Annotated in this window: 19 protein-coding genes; 7 read left to right on the plus strand and 12 right to left on the minus strand. The window is 57.8% G+C overall.

Annotation, left to right across the window (positions count from 1 at the left end; all coding sequences use genetic code 11):
* The first annotated feature begins 8 nt into the window (after window positions 1-8).
* Window positions 9-1907: a bifunctional sugar phosphate isomerase/epimerase/4-hydroxyphenylpyruvate dioxygenase family protein gene (locus ABUK73_RS22260; RefSeq protein WP_353579184.1), complete on the plus strand. Its 1899-nt coding sequence runs from the start codon at window positions 9-11 to the stop codon at window positions 1905-1907.
* A 6-nt stretch (window positions 1908-1913) separates the two neighbouring features.
* On the opposite strand, the gene ABUK73_RS22265 is transcribed toward ABUK73_RS22260, so the two are convergent.
* The 5 genes from ABUK73_RS22265 to ABUK73_RS22285 all read right to left on the minus strand — a co-directional run bounded on the left by ABUK73_RS22265 (window position 1914) and on the right by ABUK73_RS22285 (window position 7311).
* The gene (locus tag ABUK73_RS22265) at window positions 1914-3182 is read right to left on the minus strand and encodes a glucoamylase family protein (protein WP_353579162.1); all 1269 of its coding nucleotides are present in this window, start codon (window positions 3180-3182) and stop codon (window positions 1914-1916) included.
* Between the two features lie 125 nt (window positions 3183-3307).
* Window positions 3308-4069, minus strand: a complete 762-nt coding sequence (locus tag ABUK73_RS22270; RefSeq protein ID WP_353579163.1) for an ABC transporter ATP-binding protein — start codon at window positions 4067-4069, stop codon at window positions 3308-3310.
* On the minus strand, window positions 4066-5106 hold the full coding sequence (locus ABUK73_RS22275) for a FecCD family ABC transporter permease (protein ID WP_353579164.1): 1041 nt from the start codon (window positions 5104-5106) through the stop codon (window positions 4066-4068). The genes ABUK73_RS22270 and ABUK73_RS22275 overlap by 4 nt, the downstream gene beginning before the upstream one ends.
* A complete protein-coding gene (locus ABUK73_RS22280; RefSeq protein ID WP_353579185.1) occupies window positions 5103-6089 on the minus strand; it encodes an ABC transporter substrate-binding protein in 987 nt (328 codons plus the stop codon). The genes ABUK73_RS22275 and ABUK73_RS22280 overlap by 4 nt, the downstream gene beginning before the upstream one ends.
* A gap of 421 nt (window positions 6090-6510) precedes the next feature.
* Window positions 6511-7311: an AraC family transcriptional regulator gene (locus ABUK73_RS22285; protein WP_353579165.1), complete on the minus strand. Its 801-nt coding sequence runs from the start codon at window positions 7309-7311 to the stop codon at window positions 6511-6513.
* Window positions 7312-7385: 74 nt separating this feature from the next.
* On the opposite strand from ABUK73_RS22285, the gene ABUK73_RS22290 reads away from it, so the two are divergent.
* Window positions 7386-8327, plus strand: coding sequence for an NmrA family NAD(P)-binding protein (locus ABUK73_RS22290; RefSeq protein WP_353579166.1), 942 nt, complete (start codon window positions 7386-7388; stop codon window positions 8325-8327).
* Between the two features lie 158 nt (window positions 8328-8485).
* On the opposite strand, the gene ABUK73_RS22295 is transcribed toward ABUK73_RS22290, so the two are convergent.
* Entirely contained in the window at window positions 8486-9403 is a 918-nt protein-coding gene (locus ABUK73_RS22295; protein ID WP_353579167.1) for an NADP-dependent oxidoreductase, read from the minus strand.
* 90 nt (window positions 9404-9493) lie between these two features.
* Here ABUK73_RS22295 and ABUK73_RS22300 point away from each other — a divergent pair, with 90 nt between their 5' ends.
* The gene (locus tag ABUK73_RS22300; RefSeq protein ID WP_353579168.1) at window positions 9494-10258 is read left to right on the plus strand and encodes an AraC family transcriptional regulator; all 765 of its coding nucleotides are present in this window, start codon (window positions 9494-9496) and stop codon (window positions 10256-10258) included.
* Between the two features lie 548 nt (window positions 10259-10806).
* Here the strand turns inward: ABUK73_RS22300 and ABUK73_RS22310 are convergent.
* The 4 genes from ABUK73_RS22310 to ABUK73_RS22325 all read right to left on the minus strand — a co-directional run bounded on the left by ABUK73_RS22310 (window position 10807) and on the right by ABUK73_RS22325 (window position 14300).
* Entirely contained in the window at window positions 10807-11169 is a 363-nt protein-coding gene (locus ABUK73_RS22310) for a hypothetical protein (RefSeq protein ID WP_353579169.1), read from the minus strand.
* Between the two features lie 354 nt (window positions 11170-11523).
* Entirely contained in the window at window positions 11524-11790 is a 267-nt protein-coding gene (locus tag ABUK73_RS22315) for a MurR/RpiR family transcriptional regulator (protein ID WP_353579170.1), read from the minus strand.
* 258 nt (window positions 11791-12048) lie between these two features.
* Window positions 12049-13254 carry an MFS transporter gene (locus tag ABUK73_RS22320; RefSeq protein ID WP_353579171.1) on the minus strand — a complete coding sequence of 402 codons (1206 nt, stop codon included), beginning with the start codon at window positions 13252-13254 and terminating at the stop codon, window positions 12049-12051.
* Between the two features lie 11 nt (window positions 13255-13265).
* Window positions 13266-14300, minus strand: coding sequence for an aldo/keto reductase (locus ABUK73_RS22325; RefSeq protein WP_353579172.1), 1035 nt, complete (start codon window positions 14298-14300; stop codon window positions 13266-13268).
* A 106-nt stretch (window positions 14301-14406) separates the two neighbouring features.
* On the opposite strand from ABUK73_RS22325, the gene ABUK73_RS22330 reads away from it, so the two are divergent.
* Complete coding sequence (locus tag ABUK73_RS22330) at window positions 14407-15297, plus strand: LysR family transcriptional regulator (protein ID WP_353579187.1); 891 nt, start codon at window positions 14407-14409, stop codon at window positions 15295-15297.
* A gap of 182 nt (window positions 15298-15479) precedes the next feature.
* Here the strand turns inward: ABUK73_RS22330 and ABUK73_RS22335 are convergent, their stop codons facing one another.
* On the minus strand, window positions 15480-16505 hold the full coding sequence (locus ABUK73_RS22335; RefSeq protein ID WP_353579173.1) for an AraC family transcriptional regulator ligand-binding domain-containing protein: 1026 nt from the start codon (window positions 16503-16505) through the stop codon (window positions 15480-15482).
* Window positions 16506-16626: 121 nt separating this feature from the next.
* Here ABUK73_RS22335 and ABUK73_RS22340 point away from each other — a divergent pair, with 121 nt between their 5' ends.
* The 3 genes from ABUK73_RS22340 (at window position 16627) to ABUK73_RS22350 (ending at window position 20295) form a co-directional block, all read left to right on the plus strand.
* Window positions 16627-18066, plus strand: a complete 1440-nt coding sequence (locus ABUK73_RS22340) for an APC family permease (RefSeq protein ID WP_353579174.1) — start codon at window positions 16627-16629, stop codon at window positions 18064-18066.
* Window positions 18063-18233, plus strand: coding sequence for a hypothetical protein (locus tag ABUK73_RS22345; protein ID WP_353579175.1), 171 nt, complete (start codon window positions 18063-18065; stop codon window positions 18231-18233). The genes ABUK73_RS22340 and ABUK73_RS22345 overlap by 4 nt, the downstream gene beginning before the upstream one ends.
* 67 nt (window positions 18234-18300) lie before the next feature.
* Window positions 18301-20295, plus strand: a complete 1995-nt coding sequence (locus tag ABUK73_RS22350; protein ID WP_353579176.1) for a primary-amine oxidase — start codon at window positions 18301-18303, stop codon at window positions 20293-20295.
* A 384-nt stretch (window positions 20296-20679) separates the two neighbouring features.
* On the opposite strand, the gene ABUK73_RS22355 is transcribed toward ABUK73_RS22350, so the two are convergent.
* Window positions 20680-21894, minus strand: a complete 1215-nt coding sequence (locus tag ABUK73_RS22355; protein ID WP_353579177.1) for an FAD-dependent oxidoreductase — start codon at window positions 21892-21894, stop codon at window positions 20680-20682.
* Window position 21895 lies beyond the last annotated feature (1 nt).

Genomic DNA, 21895 nt, shown 5'->3' on the forward strand with positions numbered 1-21895 from the left:
AGCTGCCAATGCGGACTTCCATCGCAACAGTTTCCATCAGCGGAGAGTTTCCCGAAAAGCTGGCAGCCATTGCCAAGGCAGGCTTCTCGGGCGTTGAAATCTTCGAGAATGATTTTCTGACCTATGATGCCTCCCCCCGCGAGGTTCGTGCCATGGTGCGCGATCACGGGCTGGAAATAACGCTCTTCCAGCCGTTCCGGGATTTTGAAGGCATGCCGGATCAGCACCGGCAGCGCGCATTCGAACGGGCCGAGCGCAAGTTCGATATCATGGGTGAACTCGGCACTGATCTCATGCTGATCTGCTCGAATGTTTCGCAAATTTCGCTTGGCGGCATTGATCGCGCCGCCAATGATTTCCACGAACTTGGCGAACGTGCCGCCAAACACGGCCTGCGCGTTGGTTACGAAGCTCTCGCCTGGGGCCGCCACATCAGTGACCATCGCGATGCCTGGGAAGTGGTGCGTCGCGCCGATCACAGCAATGTCGGCATTATTCTCGACAGTTTCCACACGCTGTCGCGCAAGATCGATCCGAACTCGATCCGCTCCATTCCTGGCGATAAGATTTTCATCGTGCAATTGGCCGATGCGCCTCTGTTCGACATGGACTTGCTCTACTGGAGCCGCCATTTCCGTAACATGCCGGGCGAAGGCGATCTGCCGGTGGTGGATTTCATGCGCGCGGTTGCCGCTACGGGCTATTCCGGTCCGCTGTCTCTGGAGATTTTCAACGACCAGTTCCGTGGCGGCTCCGCCCGCCTGCTGGCGGAAGACGGCCACCGCTCGCTGATCAACCTCATGGACAAGGTGCAGCGTCTGGAGCCTGACATCAAAATCGCGGTTCCGGAAATGCCCAACCCTGTGGAAACGACGAGCGTCGAATTTGTGGAGTTCACGACGGGCGCTACTGAAAAAGCCGGGCTCGAAAGACTGCTTGCCACGCTGGGCTTCAGCAAATCCGCCCGCCACTGCAATCGCGAAGTGGAGCTTTATACGCAGGGCGACATCCGCATTGTCATCAACACGGATAGCACGGGCGACAGTTTCGCCGGTGCTTCTTATTCCGTGCACGGCACCAACGCCTATGCCTTCGGCCTCAAGGTCGATGATGCGGCAGCAGCCTTGGAGCGCGCGGCAGCGCTGGGCGCCCCGACCTTCTTTGAGCCTCGCAAAAGTGGCGAGGCATCCATCCCGGCCATTCAGGGTGTCGGCAACGGTGTCATCTACTTCCTCGACAACTCCCCTGCCCTGTCTTCCATCTGGGAGCAGGAATTCGTGCCGCTGGCGCCGGAAAACACTGGCAATGCGGGACTGACACGGATCGACCATCTGGCCCAGACCACGCGCTATGACGAGATGCTGACCTGGCTTTTGTTCTACACCTCGATCTTCTCGATGCGTCGCACGCCGATGGTTGATGTGGTGGAGCCGGGCGGGCTCGTGCGCAGCCAGGCCATCGAAAGCCTGCCAAAGCCGGACTTCCGCCTGACCATGAACGGTGCAGACAACCGCAAAACCTTTGCCGGCAAGTTTCTGGCGGAAGGTTTCGGCACCAGCATCCAGCACATCGCATTTTCCACCGACGATATTTTTGCGACGGCAAAACAGCTGCACGCCTGCGGCTTTCAGGCACTGCCGATTTCGCGGAACTATTATGACGATCTGGAGGCGCGCTTCGGCCTCGAGCCAGAATTTTCGGATGCGCTGCGCGATTCCAGCATTCTCTATGACCGCGATGACAATGGCGAATATTTCCAGATTTACAGCCAGACCTTCGGCGAAGGTTTCTTCTTCGAAATAGTGGAGCGGCGTGGGCAATATAATGGCTATGGCGCCATGAATGCGCCCTTCCGTATCGGTGCACAAAGGCGCATGGCACGTCCGGAAGGCATGCCGCGGGATTAAGCGGCATCAGACCTGCTGGCTGTCTCGCTTGAATTCAAGCCGATCAAGGCCGCGCTGGACCTCCGGCGCGTTCATGAACAGGGCCCACAAAATGCCGGAGCGATGGTTTTCCATCATCGCGACCACCGGTCCCTGGTCAATGGCCAGATGCGTATCGGCAACCCAGCCAGTCGCGGGCGAGAAGGCATCGACAAAGCCATATCGCCCGACGAGCGCTCCATTCTTGTAATTGAGAAAAGCGCGTGCGGCTTTCGTCGCCTCTTCCGGTAGAACCGGAAAACTCGATAGAGCGGCGGTGGGCGAGATCACACCATCATCCTGCGTGGGAGAGTGGACCTCATAACCGCTAGGTCCATCGCTTGCCGTCATGCCCCAGAAATCCTGATCCGGATATTTGGAGCGACCATAATCGTAATTGATGCGCGTGTGGGCTTTGACCTGTTCGTCGTAATTGCAGTAGCGGTCGGACAGACCGCGTGGATCAAGTCCGCAAAAGGAATATTGCGACAGGAACAACGGCCCGCCATAGGGCTCTCCCAGCGGCAGGAAGGTGCCAAGATAGGTGTTGCCGTTGATCATCGCCCCGGAGCGTGCCCAGCCCTGATGATAATTGGCAGGTTCAATGAAATGGTTTTCTGCGCCAGCAGCCAGCACATAACAGACCAACGCCTCGTTCCATCCGCTGACGGCAATGTCGAAACACCAGCGGAATTTCGGGCTCCAGTGCCACCACAGCGGTCCATCGGTTCTACGAGTGTACCAGCGCCATTCGACACTGGTGATGATATCGTGAGCGAGGCTGCGAAACCGCGTTTCTGCCAAGGTGGGCCGCGAGAAATATTCTCGCGCGCAGATCAGCCCCTGCAACAGAAAGCTGGTTTCCACCAGATCGCCGCCGTCATCCTTCGGGCCAAAGGGGATGACCTCACGCGTTTCCGCGTGGAGAAAATGGGAAAACGCTCCGTGAAACCTTTTGACGCCGCTCAACGTCTGAACCATGGTCGTAACACGCTGGAGCGCCTGATCCCGCGTAATCCACTGCCGCTCGACACCGACGATAATGGCCATGAAGGCAAAGCCGGTACCCGAAATCGAAGCGATCTCGTTGATGGACGTTCCATCGGAGCGCATACGGTCTCTGGCCAAGCCGGATGCAGGATGACTGCCGAGCCAGAAATACTCGAAGGTTCGCTGGTGGATTTCGTCCAACTCGCTCGAAATCTGTTGATCCCGCAAGCTTTCCCGCCGGTCGGATATGCTGATCTTGGAGTCCAAAATGCTGTCCAGTCTGTTTGGCTGATTGATCTTAGCCGAAAAACCACGGGCAGCGCCATCGTCAGACTGGTTTATTTCCTATGCGCGACGGAATGCCTCGCATCGGCTGCCATGCTTCGCAGCACTCAACCCAGATAATGAATATGCGGCCGGGCGTGGTGCGGCGATGTTTCCACCCGCGCGTCGACGCAGAACACGTCTTTCAACAGTTCCTGCGTCAGAACCGCTTCCGGTGTGCCTGATGCGACGATCTTGCCTTCCTGCAGGACGATCAGCGTGTCGCAGAACATTGCTGCATGGTTGAGATCGTGGAGCGCAATGATGCTTGTGATCGGCAAACTACAAACGAGGCGCATGAGGCTGATCTGATGCTGGATGTCGAGATGGTTGGTCGGCTCGTCCAGAATGAGTTCTTTTGGCGTCTGCGCAAGCGCGCGGGCAATATGCGCCCGCTGCTTTTCACCGCCGGAGAGGTTTTGCCAACGCTCATCGCGCTTGGCCACCATTCCGGCCCGCTCCAGCGCTTCTTCCACCGCGTCGCTATCGGCACGTGTCCAGCCGGAAAACATAGAGCGATGCGGAAACCGACCCAGCTTCACAACATCCACAACGCGCAGATTGGAGTTCGTCGTCGCATGCTGCTCGATGAAGGCGACACGCTGGGCGATGGACCGTCGCCCGATTGCGGTGAGGTTTTGGCCTTCAAGCGTGATGCTGCCCGAATGCGGCTGCTTCAACCCGGCGATAAGCCGCAGAAGCGAGGTCTTGCCAGAGCCATTCGGCCCCAGTAATCCCAGCATTTTGCCCGGCTCAGCAGCAAAAGACACGCCGTCGAGCACGGTCTTCCGGCCAATCTTCCAAGTAAGGTTATCCGCCCGAATGCTCATGATGACTTCTGGAACCGGTAGAGAATGACGGAGAAGAAGGGCACACCGACAAGCGCCGTGACCACACCAATCGGCAGCACCTGCTGCGGAACGAGAATGCGTGCGGCAATATCTGCAAGCACCATGAAAATCGCCCCAACCACCGCGCAGGCTGGCAACAGCCGGATATGGAGCGGCCCGACGACGAAACGCGCCGCATGCGGCACAACGAGGCCGACGAAACCAATCGAGCCGACCATGCTGACGATGGTAGCAGTCATCATAGCTGTCAGGGCAAAGAGAAGAATGCGCGCGCGACCGACATTGACACCAAGCGAGGAAGCAGCCTCATCACCGAAAGCAAACGCATCCAGCACCCGCGCATAGCAGAGGCAGGCGACCAGACAAAAACCGACCACGACTGAAACCAGCATGAATTCCGGCCAACGCACACCGCCAAAACTGCCGAGCAACCAGAACATCACATCACGCGCCTGCTGCGCGTTGCCCGAGGTGGTAACGATGTAAGACGTTGCGGCATTGAAGAGCTGCGAGGCTGCAACGCCGGCAAGAATGGTGCGATCAGCCCCGCCCCTCGTTCCATTGGACAACAGTGCGACGAAAAGAAAGGCAGCAAAGGCACCGGCAAACGCGCCAGCCGAAAGCGAAACCGCCCCTGAGCCAATGCCGAGAATGACGATCGCAACCGCGCCGGATGAGGCGCCAGCCGAAATGCCGAGCACATAAGGCTCAGCCAACGGGTTGCGCAGCAGCGACTGCATGATCGCACCAGAAATCGCCAGCCCTGCCCCGCAAAAGGCAGCGACCAGCGCGCGGCTGAGACGATAATCCCAGATGACCGTTTCGTGGATGCGGTTCAGTTCCACCGCCGTCCAGCCCAGACGGTTGGTCACTGATGTAAAGGTAGTCGCGAGCGGAATCGGCAGATCGCCGATTCCGACACTGACACCAACCACAAGGCCGATGGCCGCAAGGGAGGCCAAAAGGAGACCGCCCAGAGTGGCCAACCGTTGGAAAGGATGGCGCGTCTCGATCACTTCAACAGGCCGAGTGCCTTGAGCTGTTCAGCAACCTGCTCTGCACCGTACAGGGTGCGGACAGTGGGGTTCATTGCCTGGCCATCCATCACGACGATGGCCTTGTTCTTGACGGCAGGCATCTGGCTGACCGCCGGATCGGTGTTCAAGAACTTGATCTTGGCTTCCGGCTTGTCCAGTTCCCAGCGGTTACGGTCGAGGCTCGCCACGACGATGACATCGGGATTGGCAGCGATGATGCCTTCCCAGCCCAGCGTCGGCCATTCCGCTTCAGCGGTGATGGCGTTCTTGCCGCCGAGCAGATCGGCAATGAAGCCAGAGGCAGCGTTTTTGCCACCGAGATAGGCGTCAGCGCTAGGCGACTGGCTGGAGAACCAGAAGACATAGGAAAATGTCTTGCCATCCTTGGAAACGCTGGAGCGCAGCGCGGCTTCACGCTTCTTGAAATCGGCAATCAGTGCCTGACCACGATCTGCAACATCGAAAATCTGCGAAAGCTCGTCGATTTCCTTGTAGAGCAAATCCATGTTCCACAGCTGGTCACGGCTGCCATATTCGTTTTTGACCTTATCAGTGCTGAGGCAGGTGCTGGGCGAAAGATAGGCCGGCACGCCAACTTTCTCGAAATCCTCGCGCTTGGCAACCTTGCTCGTCGGGCCAATCAAAGTCGGCAAAGCCGCAGCCACGAAATCCGGGTTCTGCGCTAGAATGGATTCGAAAGTCGGGAACTCGACAGTCAGAAGCTTGACCTTGGCATTGGCCTGCGCCAGTTCAGGCAAAACCTTGCTCGGCCAAAAAGCCGTGCCAACCATCTTGTCTTCGAGACCAAGCATCAACATGATTTCCGCGCTGTTCTGCCCAAGACCAACAGCACGCTCAGGAGCCTTCGGAAAAACAACCGTCGCGCCGCAGTTTTCAAGCGTCAGCGGATATTGTGTCGGCGCTGCCAAGGCAGGAGCGACGCTCAGGCCGAGAACAGCCATAATACTAGAAATGGTCAAAAAAGGCTTCAAAACGCTCACGGAAAACTTCCAGTTCTGTTGTATCGGCAAAGAGCCATAGAATTGCAGGCGCGGTATATCCGCTGGCCTGCGAAAAAACAAGATAATGACAATCATCTTTTAGCGTTGAACAGGGGTATTATGTTGCGCTTTACAGCGCAGGACTGAATGAAGTGCGAGGCTCTGTTTTCGAGCGCTTCTTCGAAGGCGAAGCTTCGGTAGGTCGAGTTGTTGGATGGCGCCTGAGCATTTCGGATCGCCAGCCTACAATCCACACGGTCGGCATTATGTTTCGCGTCCGAGCGCGGACGCTGCCCGTTTGAGGCAGCTTTTTCTCTTCATTCTCGGTGATTTGGTAAGATTTGGTTACGGGGGCCTGATCGCGCGTTGATTATCCGACAACTCAACTCGCGAAGTAGCGCGCTGGTGTTTTGCCCAACGCCTTTTTAAACATGACGATAAAAGCGGTAGGCGATTCATATCCAAGGTCGCTCGAAACGCTCTGAACAGTCGCGCCGCTGGCCAGTTCGCGCAGCGCGATGACCAAGTGCAGTTGCCGCCGCCACCTGCCAAACGTCAGTCCCGTTTCCTGGACCATCAGCCGCTTTAGGGATCGCTCACTCATGGCGACGTGTGCCGCCCAATCGACCAGGGTGCGACGGTCGCTCGGCTCTGCCATCATGGCAGCGGTGATCGCGGCGATTTTGGGATGGCTGGATGCGGGCAAGTCCAACCCCTGTATCGGCATTTGTGCGAGTTCATCCAACAAGACCCGCACCATACGGTCGATATGATCGTCCGGAGCAGAACTGACCGGCACATCTGCTAGTCGGAGGATCATCTCGCGGAGCATCGGTGAAACCGACAGAGTGCAGCACTCCTGTGGCAGCTTGGCCGCTTCGGGTTGAACAAACAGATAGGACAGGCGTGCGTTGGACGTGACCTGGTTGCTGTGTGGCATACCGCCGGGTATCCAGACTCCACAGTCTGGCGGAACAATCCAGATGCCATTCTCCGTCCTGCAGGTGACGGCCCCGTGGAGGGCCAAGATGAGCTGCCCTTCCTTGTGCTGGTGTTGGGGCACCTCAGCCTCATAGTCGCTGAAGTCGAGGCGGACAGCGACGGCAGGACGATCTGACCAGTCAGGATCAAAGTCGTCGAAGCAGGAACGCGGTTGTGCGGATTGGCCCGATTTTGAGATCATTTGGCATTATCTCTAAATTCGTGCGGACTGCAACAGTCTACTATCGGCTCATCAATAGCTGAAGGGAGACTATCATGCGAATTTCTGTCGTTGGCGCAACGGGACGCGTTGGCGCCAAGTTGACCCGGATCCTGCTAGGCGCCGGGCATCAGGTCAGAGCTTTATCGAGAGGCGGCCCAGCGCTTGATGCACTGGTCGAACTCGGAGCAGAGCCATTTCTGGGAAGCTTTGACACGGGAACGGGAGACCTTGACCAATTTTTCCAGGGTGCGGATGCCGCGTTCCTGATGGTGAAAACGGATTGGAACAACATCGAGGGACACTATCCCGCTGTTGCCCAGCGCTTTGTCGATGCGCTCGAAAAATCCTCCGTCAAACTGGCCGTAAGCCTCACGGCCATGGGCTCCGACGTGAAGGGGAAAACGGGTCATTTCGAGTGCTTCCACTATCTGGACCAAAAGCTCAACGAACTGCGCAATATCGATTTGATCCACCTGCGCGCCGCATGGTTCATGGAAGACGTGGCTGCTTGGACGGGGCCGGTTGCCAAATACGGTCGAATTGCCTGGTTCTGCAAACCTGAATTAAAAATGCCCTGGGTAGCGACCGATGACATCGCGTGGCTGGCGGCGAAGGAACTGACCAATCCGACGGGCCGACACCGCGTCTATCTCGAAGTCGGCTCGGAAGATGTTTCGATGAACGAACTGGCCGCGATGATCGGCAAGGAAATCGGCAAGCCGGTGGAGTACCGATACATCGAGACGACCCGGGAAGATGTGAAAGCTGAATTTCTGGCGCGGTTCGGGACGCCGGAGAAATGGCAGGACGATACCCTGAGTGCTAACGCTTTGAACAATGGCATCGTGAAGTTTCATGGTGAGCACGAGGATCGTCCGAAATTGCCGACGACGATGGAGAGGTTCATTGGTGACGTTTGGAAACCGCGTTACCTTGAGGCGGTCAGAGCGGCAGACCACCGGGAGACGTTTTTTATGTGGGTAGCCAGAGACTAGCTGTGCGTCACGGCGACTCTCCAAATAGTCCAGCATGCTTCGGACGTTACTGAACGCGACCGCGGGTTATTAAACCGCGGTCGCTATATTGGTCGCTACTGGCGCGATCGTGCCGTATGGTCATCAGCAGACAGAATCGAACTGGAGAATGGCGTAGATCATTCTGTGGCTGTGAGAACGATCTTCCCACGGGCGCGACCAGCCTCAGATAGCGTAAGCGCCTGCCTGATCTCTGCCAACGGCAGAACCGTATCGACATGTGCTACCACTTTGCCAGCCTCGACCAGTTCCGCAATCGAGGCCAGGTTACGCGCGCTTGGAACGGTGAAAGATCGCTTTACGCTGACCCCATAGCGCTCGGCTTCGTCGTTGGGGAAGGCCACGACCGTAACCATGAAACCGCCCTTCTTGAGCGTTTTGAAAGCGCGCTGAAATGTTTCTCCGCCCATCGTGTCGAGCACGACATCGATTTCGTATGCGGCGTCTTCAAAGGGTCGGGTCGTGTAGTCGATGAACTCGTCAGCACCGAGGGAACGAACGAAGTCTTCGTTACGTCCAGAAGCTACCGCTGTGACATGCGCACCTATTGCCTTGGCGAACTGCACGGCAAGAGAACCGACCCCGCCCGAACTGTTCGTGATGAGAAGACGTTGTCCGGCGGAAAGTCCTGCTTCATCAAAAAGCGCCTGCCACGCAGTGGAGCCTGCCAGTGGAAGGGCTGCTGCGTGGATGACGTCGATATTATGAGGCGTACGCACGACATTGATTGCTTTGGCAACCGCATATTCTGCAAAAGCACCGGTCTGAACCATGCCGAAGACGGTCTCACCCAATTGAAAGTTCTCGACGCCAGCACCAACCTTCTCGATCGTGCCGACAAGTTCGCCTCCGAGGCGGATCGGCAGGGTCAACCCCATGCGCTGGCCCATGCCCCCACGAATTTTCCAGTCAATCGGGTTCACGCCTGCTGCGTGAACCTTCACCAAGACTTCGCCGACCCCCGGCTCTGGCCGATCGACCTCAGCGATCTCCACCACATCATTGGACCCGTACTCCCGGATAACAACAGCTCTCATCGTCACGTCTCCCGAATATTGACCTGCTCTCTCATATACGTGTAGTTTCTCGATGTGATGCCAATCCGCATCGCAGACAGGCCACTCCATATGCACCCACTTTTCAATATCCATCGCATGAGCAAACCGCGCGGTTCCGCCTTGCCGTTACATAGTCATGATGAGGCGCAACTCACCTATGCTGCGTCTGGTATGATCCAGCTTCATACTGACGAAGGTGTCTGGCTTGTGCCTCCTCAGCTTACGGCATGGATTCCGGCAGGTGTTCCCCATCGCCTGGATATCATAACGGATGCTGAGCTTTGGATGGTGCAGTGGCAACCGTCAGCCATCGCAGCCTGGGCCCCTTCAGATTTCCCGGATCGCGCCTTCGCATCCAAGGTCACACCGTTACTGCACTCCCTGCTTTCTGCAGCCGTCGAACACGATGCGTCGTCGGTTAAAGCAGAACTTGTGGTGAGGCTGATACTGCTTGAATTGAGCGCAGTGTCAGATGCGCCGACCTACCTTCCGATGCCCGGTAACCCTGTCGCAAAGCGGGTAGCTGAGATCGCTCTTGGCGATCATCGCAATCGCTTGGACGTGAACGAGTTGGCATCGCGAGCCGCAACCTCGGTTCGTACGGCAAGCCGTCTGTTTCCGATGGAGACGGGAATGACGCTCAAAGCCTGGAGACAACGCGCGCGGATCGTAAAAGCCATGGAGCAGCTTGCGCTGGGCAAGGCAATCGCCGACGTGGCGAGCGACGCAGGCTTCTCAAGCACGGCTGCGTTTTCCTGCGCGTTCAGGCAGGTGACCGCGACAACACCTGGCGCTTTCATCGGCGAGCCTCGACATCAAAATCGCTTGGTGTAGACGTCAATGTCCGCTTTATTGGGCGCTTTGCCGCAACGGCGCCATTCGCTTCCAACCGGAACTCTCGCCTGTTACGGTTAGCGGCCCCGACGGAATGACTTCCGTGATTCCTTTGCAGTATCCGAAAACCCCGGAGGCTTGTTCCTGACCCAGGTGACGAATGTCTGTGCCGCAGGGTGTTCTAGGATGGCCTCGATTGTGGAAAACGTCTTGGCGAGTTGGGCATCGGTGAAGATCGAATGTATCTGGTCGTGGCAGATACGGTGCAGGCACACAGTATTCTTTCCACCCTTGCTTTTGGGAATGAGATGATGCTCGTCCCTCTGATCTTCCGGAATGACGCGCTCGCACATTAGACAGATCACGGGCTCTGGCTTAGGCTCGTCCCATGAAGCCAGCTCATCTCTATTCTTGCGGGCCAACGCTTTATCTTTCCTGGTGTAGACCCCGGATGCGGTTACCGAGGGTCGGTGCTAGTCTCAGCACGTCGACGTCAATAGCACGAAAAGATCAGGACCAAATGGCTTCTTTTGACCCAAAGCTGACAATTACTTCCATTTCATCGGCATTGCGGGGCCTTTCGGGAGTCGACACAGGCCAATGCCGTTAAGTATCACCAGCATTCCGGCAAAGAACATGATGAAGCCCCCAAACATCCCCGCCCCGAAGCCAACAGGGCCATCATAAAGGTCGGCATCGAAGCCTGCATTAATTGGGTCGATAATCCATCTGAACCAAAGATATACCCCAATCACTTCAGCGCCGTACAAGGCGGTGGCTGCGACACCACCGATCCTCCGCTTGGTGAAAGCGATAATAGCGTGAAAGATCAAAGCAAAGGGGCTCGTTGCCAAAAAAATGATAAACAGAACGATGAACGGTCCAGCGACATAAACGAGAGTGTCTCTCAAAATCGTCCTCCTGGTTCACTCTGTACATCGCGAGTTAAAGCTATTCTTTCATTGCCGCAATGTCTTCTGTTGGCGCAAAGCAGTCGTGATGATAAATTTTCTCAGTATTACTGGCCTTCAACTCCCGATGAAACGCGTTGACGCTCTGAAAGGCTTGAACTCGCTGAGTGATCTGATCGACCGTCCGTTATCAATGGATGCAAGGTCCAGAATAACTGCGTTTGCGATGGTCATCGGAACGACAAGCGACTGCGATTCACCGGGATTTCTCCTAGATACCAGGATATGATGTTCCGGTGGTGGATCAATGCGCGTCCCTCCGACGTCTGTCACAGCAAGTGTGGTTGCGCCTCGCTAAGCGGCGACATCGCGCACGTCCTGCAGAAGCGTTGTCGCTCTTCGGAAGGCGTGTAACCAAACGGCGTCCTTTTCGGTCATCGTCGAGAGTATCTCGGCGAGATGCAGCGTGTTGCCAGCCAGATCGACTGCCTCATAACCTGAGCGGTTGAGACGTAGCGTGATCAGCGATGACAAAGCCGCGAAATGGCCGCAGCCTAAGACGAAGACTTTTCTACTGTCTCGAAGGCAGGTGGAAAATGCTCTGATATCACCGTCCGACACTCTGTTGCGCGCCTGCTGAAGTGCCGCGATCTCACTGTCAAGAGCGGAGGCGAGTAGACCGGATCGTATCGTAGCTGCCGTCGTAACCTAGCACCCGAAGCTCCTCGTAAATCCGGATCAGCGTCAGCCGTTCTACGCAGGTATCTTTGGCAATTGAAGATCATCGTGGGTGACGGCCTGTTGCTACGGCTCAGCTTAAATTGCTCTGAGAGATGGCTAAAATTGCCCAAATCACTGGAGAAGTCCGTTTTTTAGCTTCTACGCTTGATGAATGTCCACCGTGACCTCCGACGTTTCACAAGACTGGCGACCACTGCTTTCCGCGTCCCCGCGCAAAGTAAGAAGCATTGCAAACAAACCCATTGCAGCGGCCATCGCTCCCGCCACGGCAACGGCAGGATAGCCAAATCCAGTCGCGATGACCCCGCCGCCCAGCACAGCACCGATTGCATTGCCCAAGTTGAAGGCGCCGATGTTCATCGCCGAGGCGAGGTTCGGCGCATCCGAAGCTGCGTTCATGATCCGCACCTGAAGCGGCGGCACTAACGCGAAGCTCGCGACGCCCCATAGGAATATCAGAACAGCGGTCGGCATCTTGAAGGGCATTAACAGCGCAAACACAGCGAGGATCACGGTCAGTGACGCCAGGGTAACGATCAGCGTGCGATCAACAGAGCGATCGGCATAACGCCCGCCCAGCCAGTTGCCTACGGTCAACCCCACGCCATAGGTGACCAGCATCGCGGTAACGAAGCCGAGCGAAGCTTGAGTTACGTCGCGCAGGATTGGGGTAATGTAGGTAAAGACGGTGAACATCGCGCTCGCCCCCACAACGGTTAGACCCAACGCGCTAAGGACCTGCCTGCGCTTCATGACGCGCAGTTCCGCCATTGCATTGCCATCGGGCCTTGCCGGGAGCGTGGGCAATGTCAGTCGAAGCGCCGCCATGGTCGCCACACCCAGCGCTGCGATGCCCCAGAACGATGCGCGCCAGCCAAAATAATCGCCGGCCCAGGTCGCAAGCGGTACGCCGACGACATTGGCGATTGTCAGTCCCATGAACATCGCCGCCACCGCCCCGGCACGCCGTTCCGCTGGAACGAGGCTGGTTGCCACGATCGCTCCAACGCCGAAAAATGCACCGTGGTTCAACGAGGTCAGGATGCGGGCGCCCAGCAGCATGCCGTAACTGTTCGAGATCGCCGCCAGCAGGTTGCCCAACGTAAAGATACCAGCAAGCACGATCAGGAGCGTTCTCCTCGGCACGCGTGCTGTCGTTAATGTCATCAGCGGTGCTCCTACCACCACACCGAGGGCATAGGCGCTGATGAGCAGCCCGGCGGTCGGGATAGACACGCCCAAGTCTTCCGCGATGACGGGGAGCAGTCCCATGGGCGCGAATTCAGTCACGCCAATGCCGAATGCGCCGACCGATAGCGCGAGAAGGCCAAAATTGAGTTTCATCGACCTACTCCTCAAACCAGCGCTGGATGCAGGCGGGCAAACCCTTCCTGCTGGCGGTAGGGGGTATGGGGATAAGGGGGCAGCACCGTGCTGGCCGCATCGAGCACGGCGATCTGGTCAGCCGACAAGGCCCAACCGACTGCGCCGAGATTGTCACGCAACTGCGCTTCATTGCGCGCGCCGATGATGACAGAAGCGACGGTCGGCCGACGAAGCAGCCAGTTGATCGCAACCTGCGGCACGCTTCGTTCGGTCTCGGCAGCGATTGCCTCCAGTGCGTCTATCACGCGGTAGAGATACTCAGCCTCAACCGGTGGCGCGAACTGCTCGGTCTCATGAAGACGGCTTCCCTCGGGAATCGGCCGGTCGCGCCCGATTTTCCCCGTCAGTCGGCCCCAGCCAAGCGGGCTCCACACCAGCGCGCCAATGCCCTGATCTGCTGCCAAAGGCATCAGGTCCGCCTCGTAGGCGCGGCCGATCAGTGAGTAATAGACCTGATGCGCGACAAGACGCGGCCAGCCATTGCGGTCAGCGAGCGCTTGCGCTTTCATAAGCTGCCAGCCCGGATAATTGGAAACACCGGTGTACCGAACCTTGCCAGCGGCAACGAGCATATCGAGCGTGCCCATCAACTCCTCGGTCGGTGTGGAAGCATCGAAGGCGTGGAGTTGAAGCAGGTCGATATGATCGGTTCCGAGCCGCCGCAGCGCATCTTCGACCGCGCGGATCAGCCGGGCGCGCGATGCGCCCCAGTCCTGTGGCCCGCCACCCATCGGCAGACCTGTTTTGGTCGAGATCAGCACCTGGTCGCGACGTCCCTTGATCGCCGCGCCCAGCACCGCCTCTGACGCGCCGTTCGAATAGACATCAGCGGTGTCGAATAGGGTGACGCCGGCCTCGAGGCAGATATCGACTAGCCGCCGCGCTTCTGTCTCGTCGCTCTGGCCCCAAGCACCAAAAAGCGGCCCAGTGCCGCCGAAAGTTCCGGTGCCGAAGCTAAGCACCGGTACGCGCAATCCTGATGAACCCAGTTGCCGATATTCCATGTCTCTTCACTCCGATTGTTATATGAGTTCACAGATAAACAGTCGAAGAATGCCCCGGTAGCCGTTACGAACGCGAAGGATTTTTGATTTGGACGCAAAGGTGGTCATGGGTGGTGATAGGGCAAGGGCACTTGAGATTTTTGTAGCGGTGATGCGAGAGGGCAGTTTTTCTGCTGCCGGACGTGCCCTCGGCCTGACACCGTCGGCAGTTGCGCGGTCGATCGATCGGATAGAGGCCAGGCTTGGTGTCAGGCTGTTGCTGCGCTCGACCCGCGCCCTGATACTGACAGCTGAAGGCCAGGCCTATCTGCAAACCGCACGCCGCATCCTCGCCGATCTCGACGACGCCGAGCAGCAAATTGCCGATCAGGGCGCACCCCGCGGGCGGCTGCGGATTAGCGCAGCCTTGTCGCATGGGCGACTATGCGTCGTGCCGCTTCTCGATGAATTCGCTGCGCTCTACCCACATATCCTCATCGATATCGCACTGACCGACGCGGTCGTTGATGTCGCGGCTGGGCAGGCGGATGTTGCGATACGGTTTGGCCCGCTCGCCGACAGTCTGCTGACCGCACGCAAGCTAGGCGAAAATCGACGAATAATCGTCGCAGCGCCGCAGTATCTTGCACGCCACGGCATGCCGACGGCACCTGATGATCTGTACCGGCACAATTGCCTCAACTTCAACTTTCGCCGCGCTGAGCCGGTCTGGCCTTTCCGCTGCGACGGACACGACATCACACTATCGGTGAGAGGCAGCATCGAGGCGAACAATGGTGAGACGCTTGGCCAGCTTGCTGCCGCTGGCGTCGGCATCGCTCGGGTCGGTGCCTTCAGCGTCACTGAGGACATCGCCGCCGGCAGGCTCTTGCCAATACTGGAAGAGTTCAATCCTGGCGATGTGGAGTTGATTCACGCGGTGTTTGTCGGTGGCGCAAATACCCCTGCTCGTGTGCGCGTATTCATTGATTTCATAGCAGCACGCCTTGACCTATAACATCTGGCGGCGCGGACTGTTGCTGTCAAATGCAGGGTCGGCGGACGGCCCTCCAGGTTGCGGTCACCGCAGCCGTAATCAGGGAGGTCATTGATCTTGTCTGCACCAGTTGAGCGATCGTATCGCCCGAGTGGTTAAGCTCTCCAAGAGATGCGAACCTTCGACCCGTGCCCCCGATGGCCCTAGCCATTCTTTCGGCCAAGGTGCCGCTCCCAGGACTTGCGCGCCCGCCACAAAACGGTTGAATCAGCATATCCCAGAACCTCGGCGATCCGCGCCCTCTGCACGTCAGCCTCAAGCAGCGTGCCGGTAATGGCCGCCCTTGTTTCCAGAACCAGTTCTCTAAGTGAGGTCTCCTCCTCGGCAAGCCGCCTCTGCAAAGTGCGCACTGAAATCCGGAGCTCGGCGGCAATCGCCGGTAGTGTGATCGGCTTGTGACCGAGATATATGCCGATCAGCGTCCGCACCCGCTCGCTGATACTATCCGACGGCACGGTCTTGCCGACCAGTTCTGCCACGTGCCGTTCGAGCACTGCCGAAAGTGCGGGATCCTCCTGCCGGTAGAGGCGGGCGGCATCGCCACCCGCCACGATGACGCGGTTTGCGGATTCGCCGAATTTCAGCGGGCAGCGGAAGATACGCTCCAGCACGGAAATATCCCGGGGCGGAAGATGTTCGAAATGCACCTCTAGCGGCTTCCAGCTCCTGGCGAAGCACGAGCGGACGAGTTGGCAGGAAGCGACAACAGAAAACTCGCTGTCCTGCCTCCTCGGCCACATCCGGGCATCTTCCAGTCGGTAGCTCCAGACCAAATTGCCGCCTTCCTCGAAGACCCCGGAACTCGTTGCACCCTGCACGGTGTTGACGTATTTCGCCAGACGCTCAAAGCCGACCCGGATCGTGCCGGAGATCGAAAACAGCACCCCGATCGGGCCGATGTCGCTCGGCTTGAACAGCGTGCCGAGCCGGGCGCCGAGTGAGGGTTCTTCGGTGATCAGGGCGGCTTCTTCGAAGATCGCGACGTAACGTGCCATCGGGATCTTCGCGTAAGAGTCTTCAAGCTGGCTACGCAAAATGCCGTGTGATGCAAGCAAAAGGTCGGTCTTGCCGCTGCGGCGATCGATTTGTTCGACGAGCGAGGCGAGCACGGAGGCCCGAATGGATGCAATTGTAGGCACTCGGCTGGTCAATTGCGGTGCAGATGCCATTTTCAGCTCCCGAAGCCCGTTCCTTGGCGCAAAATATCGATTCATTGGCATGACTTGCAATTTCGGGGCCAAGATGTCGCGCCTACCCTGTTGATGAAAATCAAACAAATGAGGGGTTCCCATGACATTACAATCCGTTGCGGATGGTCCCACCAACCGCCTGGCGAAGAATTCCGTCGGGCTTGCCCATATCGTCTTTTTTGTCGTGGCCGCGGCCGCTCCGCTGACCGCCGTAGTCGGCGCGACTCCAGCCGCTTTCGCCTTCGGCAACGGGGCTGGCGTGCCCGGCGCCTTTGTGCTGGCCGGCATTCTCTACATGCTATTCTCGGTCGGCTTCACCGCCATGAGCCGCCATGTCGGTGGTGCTGGCGCCTTCTACACCTACATCACCCATGGCATCGGCAAGCCAGCCGGTGTCGGCGGTGCGCTGATGGCGCTCGTCACCTATTTCGCGGTGCAGATTGCCGTCTACGGCCTGTTCGGCGTCTTCATGTCGGGCGCCATGACGCCGATCTTGGAGTTGCCGTGGTGGGTCTGGTCCTTTGCAGCGCTCGTGATCGTGCATGTCTGCGGCCAGCGCAACATCGCCTTTTCCGGCGCCATCCTTGGCATTTGCATGATCGCTGAGATCGCCATCCTGCTGCTTCTCGATATCGGCATCGTGCTCTCCGGCGGTGGTCCGGAAGGTTTCGGTTTCACTTCGTTTTCGCCAGCCACCGTTTTTGCGCCGGGTCTCGGCGTGTCTCTGGTCTTCGTCGTGGGCTCCTATATCGGCTTCGAGGCGACAGCGATCTTTGGTGAGGAAGCCGAAAACCCGGAAAAGACCATTCCTCGCGCCACTTACCTCGCCGTGCTTTTGATCACCGTCTTTTATGCCTTCTCGACCTGGGCAATCGTCCAGTTCTACGGCCCCACGACCGTACAGGCTACGGCGGCGGCCGGTCTGGAAGGCTTTTATTTTGCCGCCACCGACACCATTCTCGGTCCCTGGGCTTCGCAGGTGATGAATATTCTGCTCATCACCAGCCTGTTTGCCTGCATCCTTTCCTTCCACAACACGCTCAATCGCTATTTCTTCGCGCTTGGCCGTGAAGGCCTTGCCTTCAAGCTGCTCGGCAAGGTGCATCCGAGGCACGGTTCGCCCTATGTCGCCGGGATGGTCCAGAGCGCGACTGCCGCCGTCATCCTCTTGTTCTTCGTCCTTGCTGGTGCCGATCCCTATACGGTGGTCTTCTCCTGGATGTCGGCGCTCGCGGTCATCGGCATCCTCGCCGTGCAGGCCTTGGTCTCCGTCGCCATCATCCTGTTTTTCCGCAAGGTGAAGACAACCCACGGCGTCTGGACCACGTTGATCGCCCCGGCAGTTGGGCTGATCGGTCTTATCGGTGCACTCGGACTTGTCATCGTCAACCTGTCGCTGCTGTCCGGTTCCGAAAGCCTGATCGTCAAAGCATTCCCCTATCTGGTTGTGCTCGTCGGCCTCATCGGTGCGGCCTTCGCCATGCGGATCAGGAAGGCAAAGCCGGAACTCTACGCCTCGCTGGGAAAGGCCTTCGAATGACCGCGCTCGACACCCTTCGCCCGACCGACCGCCTGCTCGTCGCAACGCTTGCCGCCCTTACCGCCGCGACCATTCTGCTCGCCGCCGAGGCGCATGCTTTCTGCAGTGTCTTCTGCATCCACGGCATGCCTGTCATCGAGAGCGAGATTTGCGCCGGCCGCGGCTGACATCACACGGTTGGCGCCCGATTCCGGCGCCACCCCAAAACCCTCAAGATTGCCAAAGGACCGTTCCATGGACGCCATCGCCGACACCCTGTTCCACCCGCTTGACCCATTGAGCCTGTCCGAAATCGCGGAAGCCGTCGCCATCCTCAAAGACGAAAAGCCACTCTCCGACACCATCCGCTTCCCAATCATCCGCCTGGAAGAACCGACCAAGGCGGATCTGGCGGGTTTCCGGACTGGCAAGCCGCTGGCGCGTCTCGCCTTCGTCCTATCGCTCGACATCTCCAGCGGGGCGGCATTTGAGAGCATCGTTGACCTGACGGTCAAACACGTCGTTGACCACAAACGCCTGGCCCATGACGAACTGCCCTACGGGCAGCCGCCGGTCATGCTGTGCGAATTCGAAACCGTCGAGGCGACGGTGAAGGCGGACCCGCGCTGGATTGAAGCGGTGAAGAAGCGCGGCATTACCGACGGGGATATCCCGCTCGTCCAGATCGACCCCTTCTCATCCGGTTATTTCGGACTGGAGTTCGAAAAGGGCCAGCGTATCGTCCGCGCCGTTTCCTACTGGCGCGGGGACGTTAGAGACAACGGCTATTCTCACCCGATCGAGGGCGTAGTCGCCGTGGTCGACCTGGTGAAGAACGAGGTGGTTGATCTGGTCGATGACGGCCGCATCATTCCGGTGCCGAAGAAGAAGCGCAATTACGGCCAGGAAGCCTTTCCGGAAAAACGCCAGGGCCTTAAGCCACTCGACATCCTCCAGCCGGAAGGTCCGAGCTTCACCGTCGATGGCTGGAAGGTCGACTGGCAGAACTGGTCCTTCCGCGTCGGCTTCACCCCGCGCGAAGGGCTCGTTCTACATGAACTCGGCATCAAGGATGGCGGCAAGATCCGCCCGATCGTCTTCCGTGCCTCGGTGACGGAAATGGTCGTGCCTTATGCCGATCCGACCGCCAACCATTTCTGGAAAAGCGCCTTCGACGCCGGCGAATATGGTCTCGGGCGCCTGGCCAACTGCCTGGAACTGGGCTGCGACTGCCTCGGCCACATCCACTATTTCGACGTGCCCTCTGCCGATGATTTCGGCCAGCCGATGGTGATGAAAAACGCCATCTGCATGCATGAGGAGGATTTCGGCATTCTGTGGAAGCACTACGAATTTCGCAATGGCATCTTCGAAGTCCGCCGCTCGCGCCGCCTCGTCATCTCCTTCTTCGCCACGGTCGGCAATTACGACTACGGCTTCTACTGGTATCTCTACCAGGATGGGACGATCCAACTCGAAGCCAAGCTCACCGGCATCATCCAGACGTCGGCAGTCGCCCCCGGCGAAACCTATCAATGGGGCGGTATGGTCGACGACAATCTCGGCGGCCCGACACACCAGCACTTCTTCAATGCCCGCTTGCACATGGATGTCGACGGCGGCGGCAATACCGTAACCGAACATGAATTCGTGCCCCGTCCCTGGGGTGACGACAACCCCTATGGCAATGTCTTCGACACGAAGACCAAGGTGCTGAAGCGCGAGCTGGATTCACCGGCCATAGCCAGTGGCGAGACCGGTCGCTATTGGAAGGTTCAGAACCCCAACGTCAAGAATTCCGTCGGCAAGGCGCCGGGGTACAAGATGGTGGTCATGCCGAGCCCACTAATGCTGGCGCAGCAAGGCTCAACTGTTGCCCAGCGCGGCGGCTTTGCCAAGAAGCACATCTGGGTGACGGCCTTCGATCCGAGCGAAAAATATGCTTCCGGCGACTATCCCAACGTCCATGCTGGCGGTGATGGCCTGCCAAACTATGTTCAGCAGAACCGAAACATCGAGAATGCCGACCTCGTGCTCTGGCATTCCTTCGGCCACACCCATGTTTGCAAGCCGGAGGATTTCCCAATCATGCCAATCGAATACGCGGGTTTCACGCTGAAGCCGAACGGCTTCTTCGACGCTAACATCGCAATGGACCTGCCTGCTGAGCGGAGAGGCCATAGCAAGGACAATCGCACGGCAAATTGCTGTGCGACGAAGGAAGAAACGAAGAGTGGCGGTTGCCACTGAGGCCCAGCACAGAAGAAGATAGAGGCCCGGTGAACCCCGGGCCGTCCCCATTGCCAATGCGGATTTAGTGTAATCCATTCTGGCTGTGCCGCTCAGATTTCGCAGATGTCCCCAGAAGGGGGGTGGTGAATTTGACTTTGCGTCGCTGCCTCGACACCCAGAGTAAAGGCAAATCTGGCCACTACCCTGGGCCACTCTCAAGATAGCCTTGAAGGGGGCTGAACCGTCCGCAACCTTAATCCACCGCGAACATTAGCCAACGAGTTTCAGAGGGATAGCAAATTTTCGTTCCGATGAAGATTGAAATGATTAGCGAAATCATTGCGTCTTATATTGTAGACTTTATTGGTAGAGACTGACAGTTCCCCTGAATCCCCTCAGATGTCAGCGAGATACATTATTCACGAGTGAAGCTAGACGAGATGCACTTCCCATCGAAAGCGTCCAGCCGAGGGAGCCGTGCCCGCAGTTTAAGAACAATCCTTCGATTTTGCTGGGTCCGATAATGGGTCGGCTATTCGGCGTTATCGGTCTGAAGCCAGTCCATGCATGGACATTTGATCGATAATCACCGGCCTCTGGAAATGCCGTCTTTGCGGCGTCAAACAATTGATCAAAGCGCGATTGATTGAACCGTGCTTTTTTTGAGCCAATGTCGGCAAGCCCTGCAATGCGCACCTGATCTCCGATACGGCAGAATACCATTTTTCGAGCGCTGTCGGTGATGCTGGCAGCTGGTGCCGCTGAAGTGGCAGGAACGGTCAACGAATAGCCCTGCATCGGCCATATTGGAAGCGCCAAGCCAGCTGTCTTAGCGATGTCCCTACTCCAAATGCCAAGCGAGAGCACAGCGTGACGACATGCACGATCACCCTTGTCGGTGCGTATCGCAACGAGCCGTCCATCCAGCTGTATCAAAGCTTTAATTGTGGTATTGAACTCGAACCTCACGCCAAACTGACGCTCCAGCATAATTTTCAGTTGCTCGCAGAAGCGCCGGGAGTCTCCCGCCTCGTCAAAAGGGGACCACAATGCGCCGGCAAAAGAATGCCCATATCCCGCGAGCGCGGGTTCTCGCTTTAATGCTTCTTCTGAAGACAGGATTACCTGCTCAAGACCGAAAGTATTTTTAAGCCGACTGAGCGCCTCGGCTTCACGGATCGCCTCCGGACTGGAGTAAAGGGTGAGCTTACCCGCGTTGCGATGAGCGAAATCCAACTCTCCACTTATATTCGTGAGCGCGTTGCGGCTCTCAAGCGCAAGCTTTAAAACCTCGATGGTGTTCTTTTCAAATTTGACCCTAGTCGCATTGGCGAGGAAGGCCGCGGCCCAAATCCAAAATCCCGGTGAAAAAGCAGGGCGTAAACGGAATGCAGGATCAAGCCCCATCAGATATTTTGGAAGGTTTCGCACCAGAGACGGAGAGGCAAGTGCATCGGTATAAGAATAGCTTAATTGAGCGCCATTGCCAAAGCTTGCCCCACCCTCTGCAGGCCCATGTCCTGCATCAATGACCGTAACCGAGTATCCTTGCTGCGCGAGAGCATAAGCGGACGTCATGCCGACGACCCCCGCCCCCATTACGAATATCTCACGCATG

The organism is Agrobacterium vacciniicorymbosi, assembly GCF_040427045.1.
Lineage (GTDB): Bacteria > Pseudomonadota > Alphaproteobacteria > Rhizobiales > Rhizobiaceae > Agrobacterium.

Excerpts from the sequence above, each read along its gene's own strand:
- ABUK73_RS22260 (WP_353579184.1), top strand. The coding sequence starts at position 9 with ATGCGGACTTCCATCGCAACAGTTTCCATCAGCGGAGAGTTTCCCGAA.
- ABUK73_RS22270 (WP_353579163.1), bottom strand. The coding sequence starts at position 4,069 with ATGAGCATTCGGGCGGATAACCTTACTTGGAAGATTGGCCGGAAGACC.
- ABUK73_RS22280 (WP_353579185.1), bottom strand. The coding sequence starts at position 6,089 with ATGGCTGTTCTCGGCCTGAGCGTCGCTCCTGCCTTGGCAGCGCCGACA.
- ABUK73_RS22285 (WP_353579165.1), bottom strand. The coding sequence starts at position 7,311 with ATGATCTCAAAATCGGGCCAATCCGCACAACCGCGTTCCTGCTTCGAC.
- ABUK73_RS22290 (WP_353579166.1), top strand. The coding sequence starts at position 7,386 with ATGCGAATTTCTGTCGTTGGCGCAACGGGACGCGTTGGCGCCAAGTTG.
- ABUK73_RS22295 (WP_353579167.1), bottom strand. The coding sequence starts at position 9,403 with ATGAGAGCTGTTGTTATCCGGGAGTACGGGTCCAATGATGTGGTGGAG.
- ABUK73_RS22300 (WP_353579168.1), top strand. The coding sequence starts at position 9,494 with ATGCACCCACTTTTCAATATCCATCGCATGAGCAAACCGCGCGGTTCC.
- ABUK73_RS22320 (WP_353579171.1), bottom strand. The coding sequence starts at position 13,254 with ATGAAACTCAATTTTGGCCTTCTCGCGCTATCGGTCGGCGCATTCGGC.
- ABUK73_RS22325 (WP_353579172.1), bottom strand. The coding sequence starts at position 14,300 with ATGGAATATCGGCAACTGGGTTCATCAGGATTGCGCGTACCGGTGCTT.
- ABUK73_RS22330 (WP_353579187.1), top strand. The coding sequence starts at position 14,407 with ATGGGTGGTGATAGGGCAAGGGCACTTGAGATTTTTGTAGCGGTGATG.
- ABUK73_RS22335 (WP_353579173.1), bottom strand. The coding sequence starts at position 16,505 with ATGGCATCTGCACCGCAATTGACCAGCCGAGTGCCTACAATTGCATCC.
- ABUK73_RS22340 (WP_353579174.1), top strand. The coding sequence starts at position 16,627 with ATGACATTACAATCCGTTGCGGATGGTCCCACCAACCGCCTGGCGAAG.
- ABUK73_RS22345 (WP_353579175.1), top strand. The coding sequence starts at position 18,063 with ATGACCGCGCTCGACACCCTTCGCCCGACCGACCGCCTGCTCGTCGCA.
- ABUK73_RS22350 (WP_353579176.1), top strand. The coding sequence starts at position 18,301 with ATGGACGCCATCGCCGACACCCTGTTCCACCCGCTTGACCCATTGAGC.
- ABUK73_RS22355 (WP_353579177.1), bottom strand. The coding sequence starts at position 21,894 with ATGCGTGAGATATTCGTAATGGGGGCGGGGGTCGTCGGCATGACGTCC.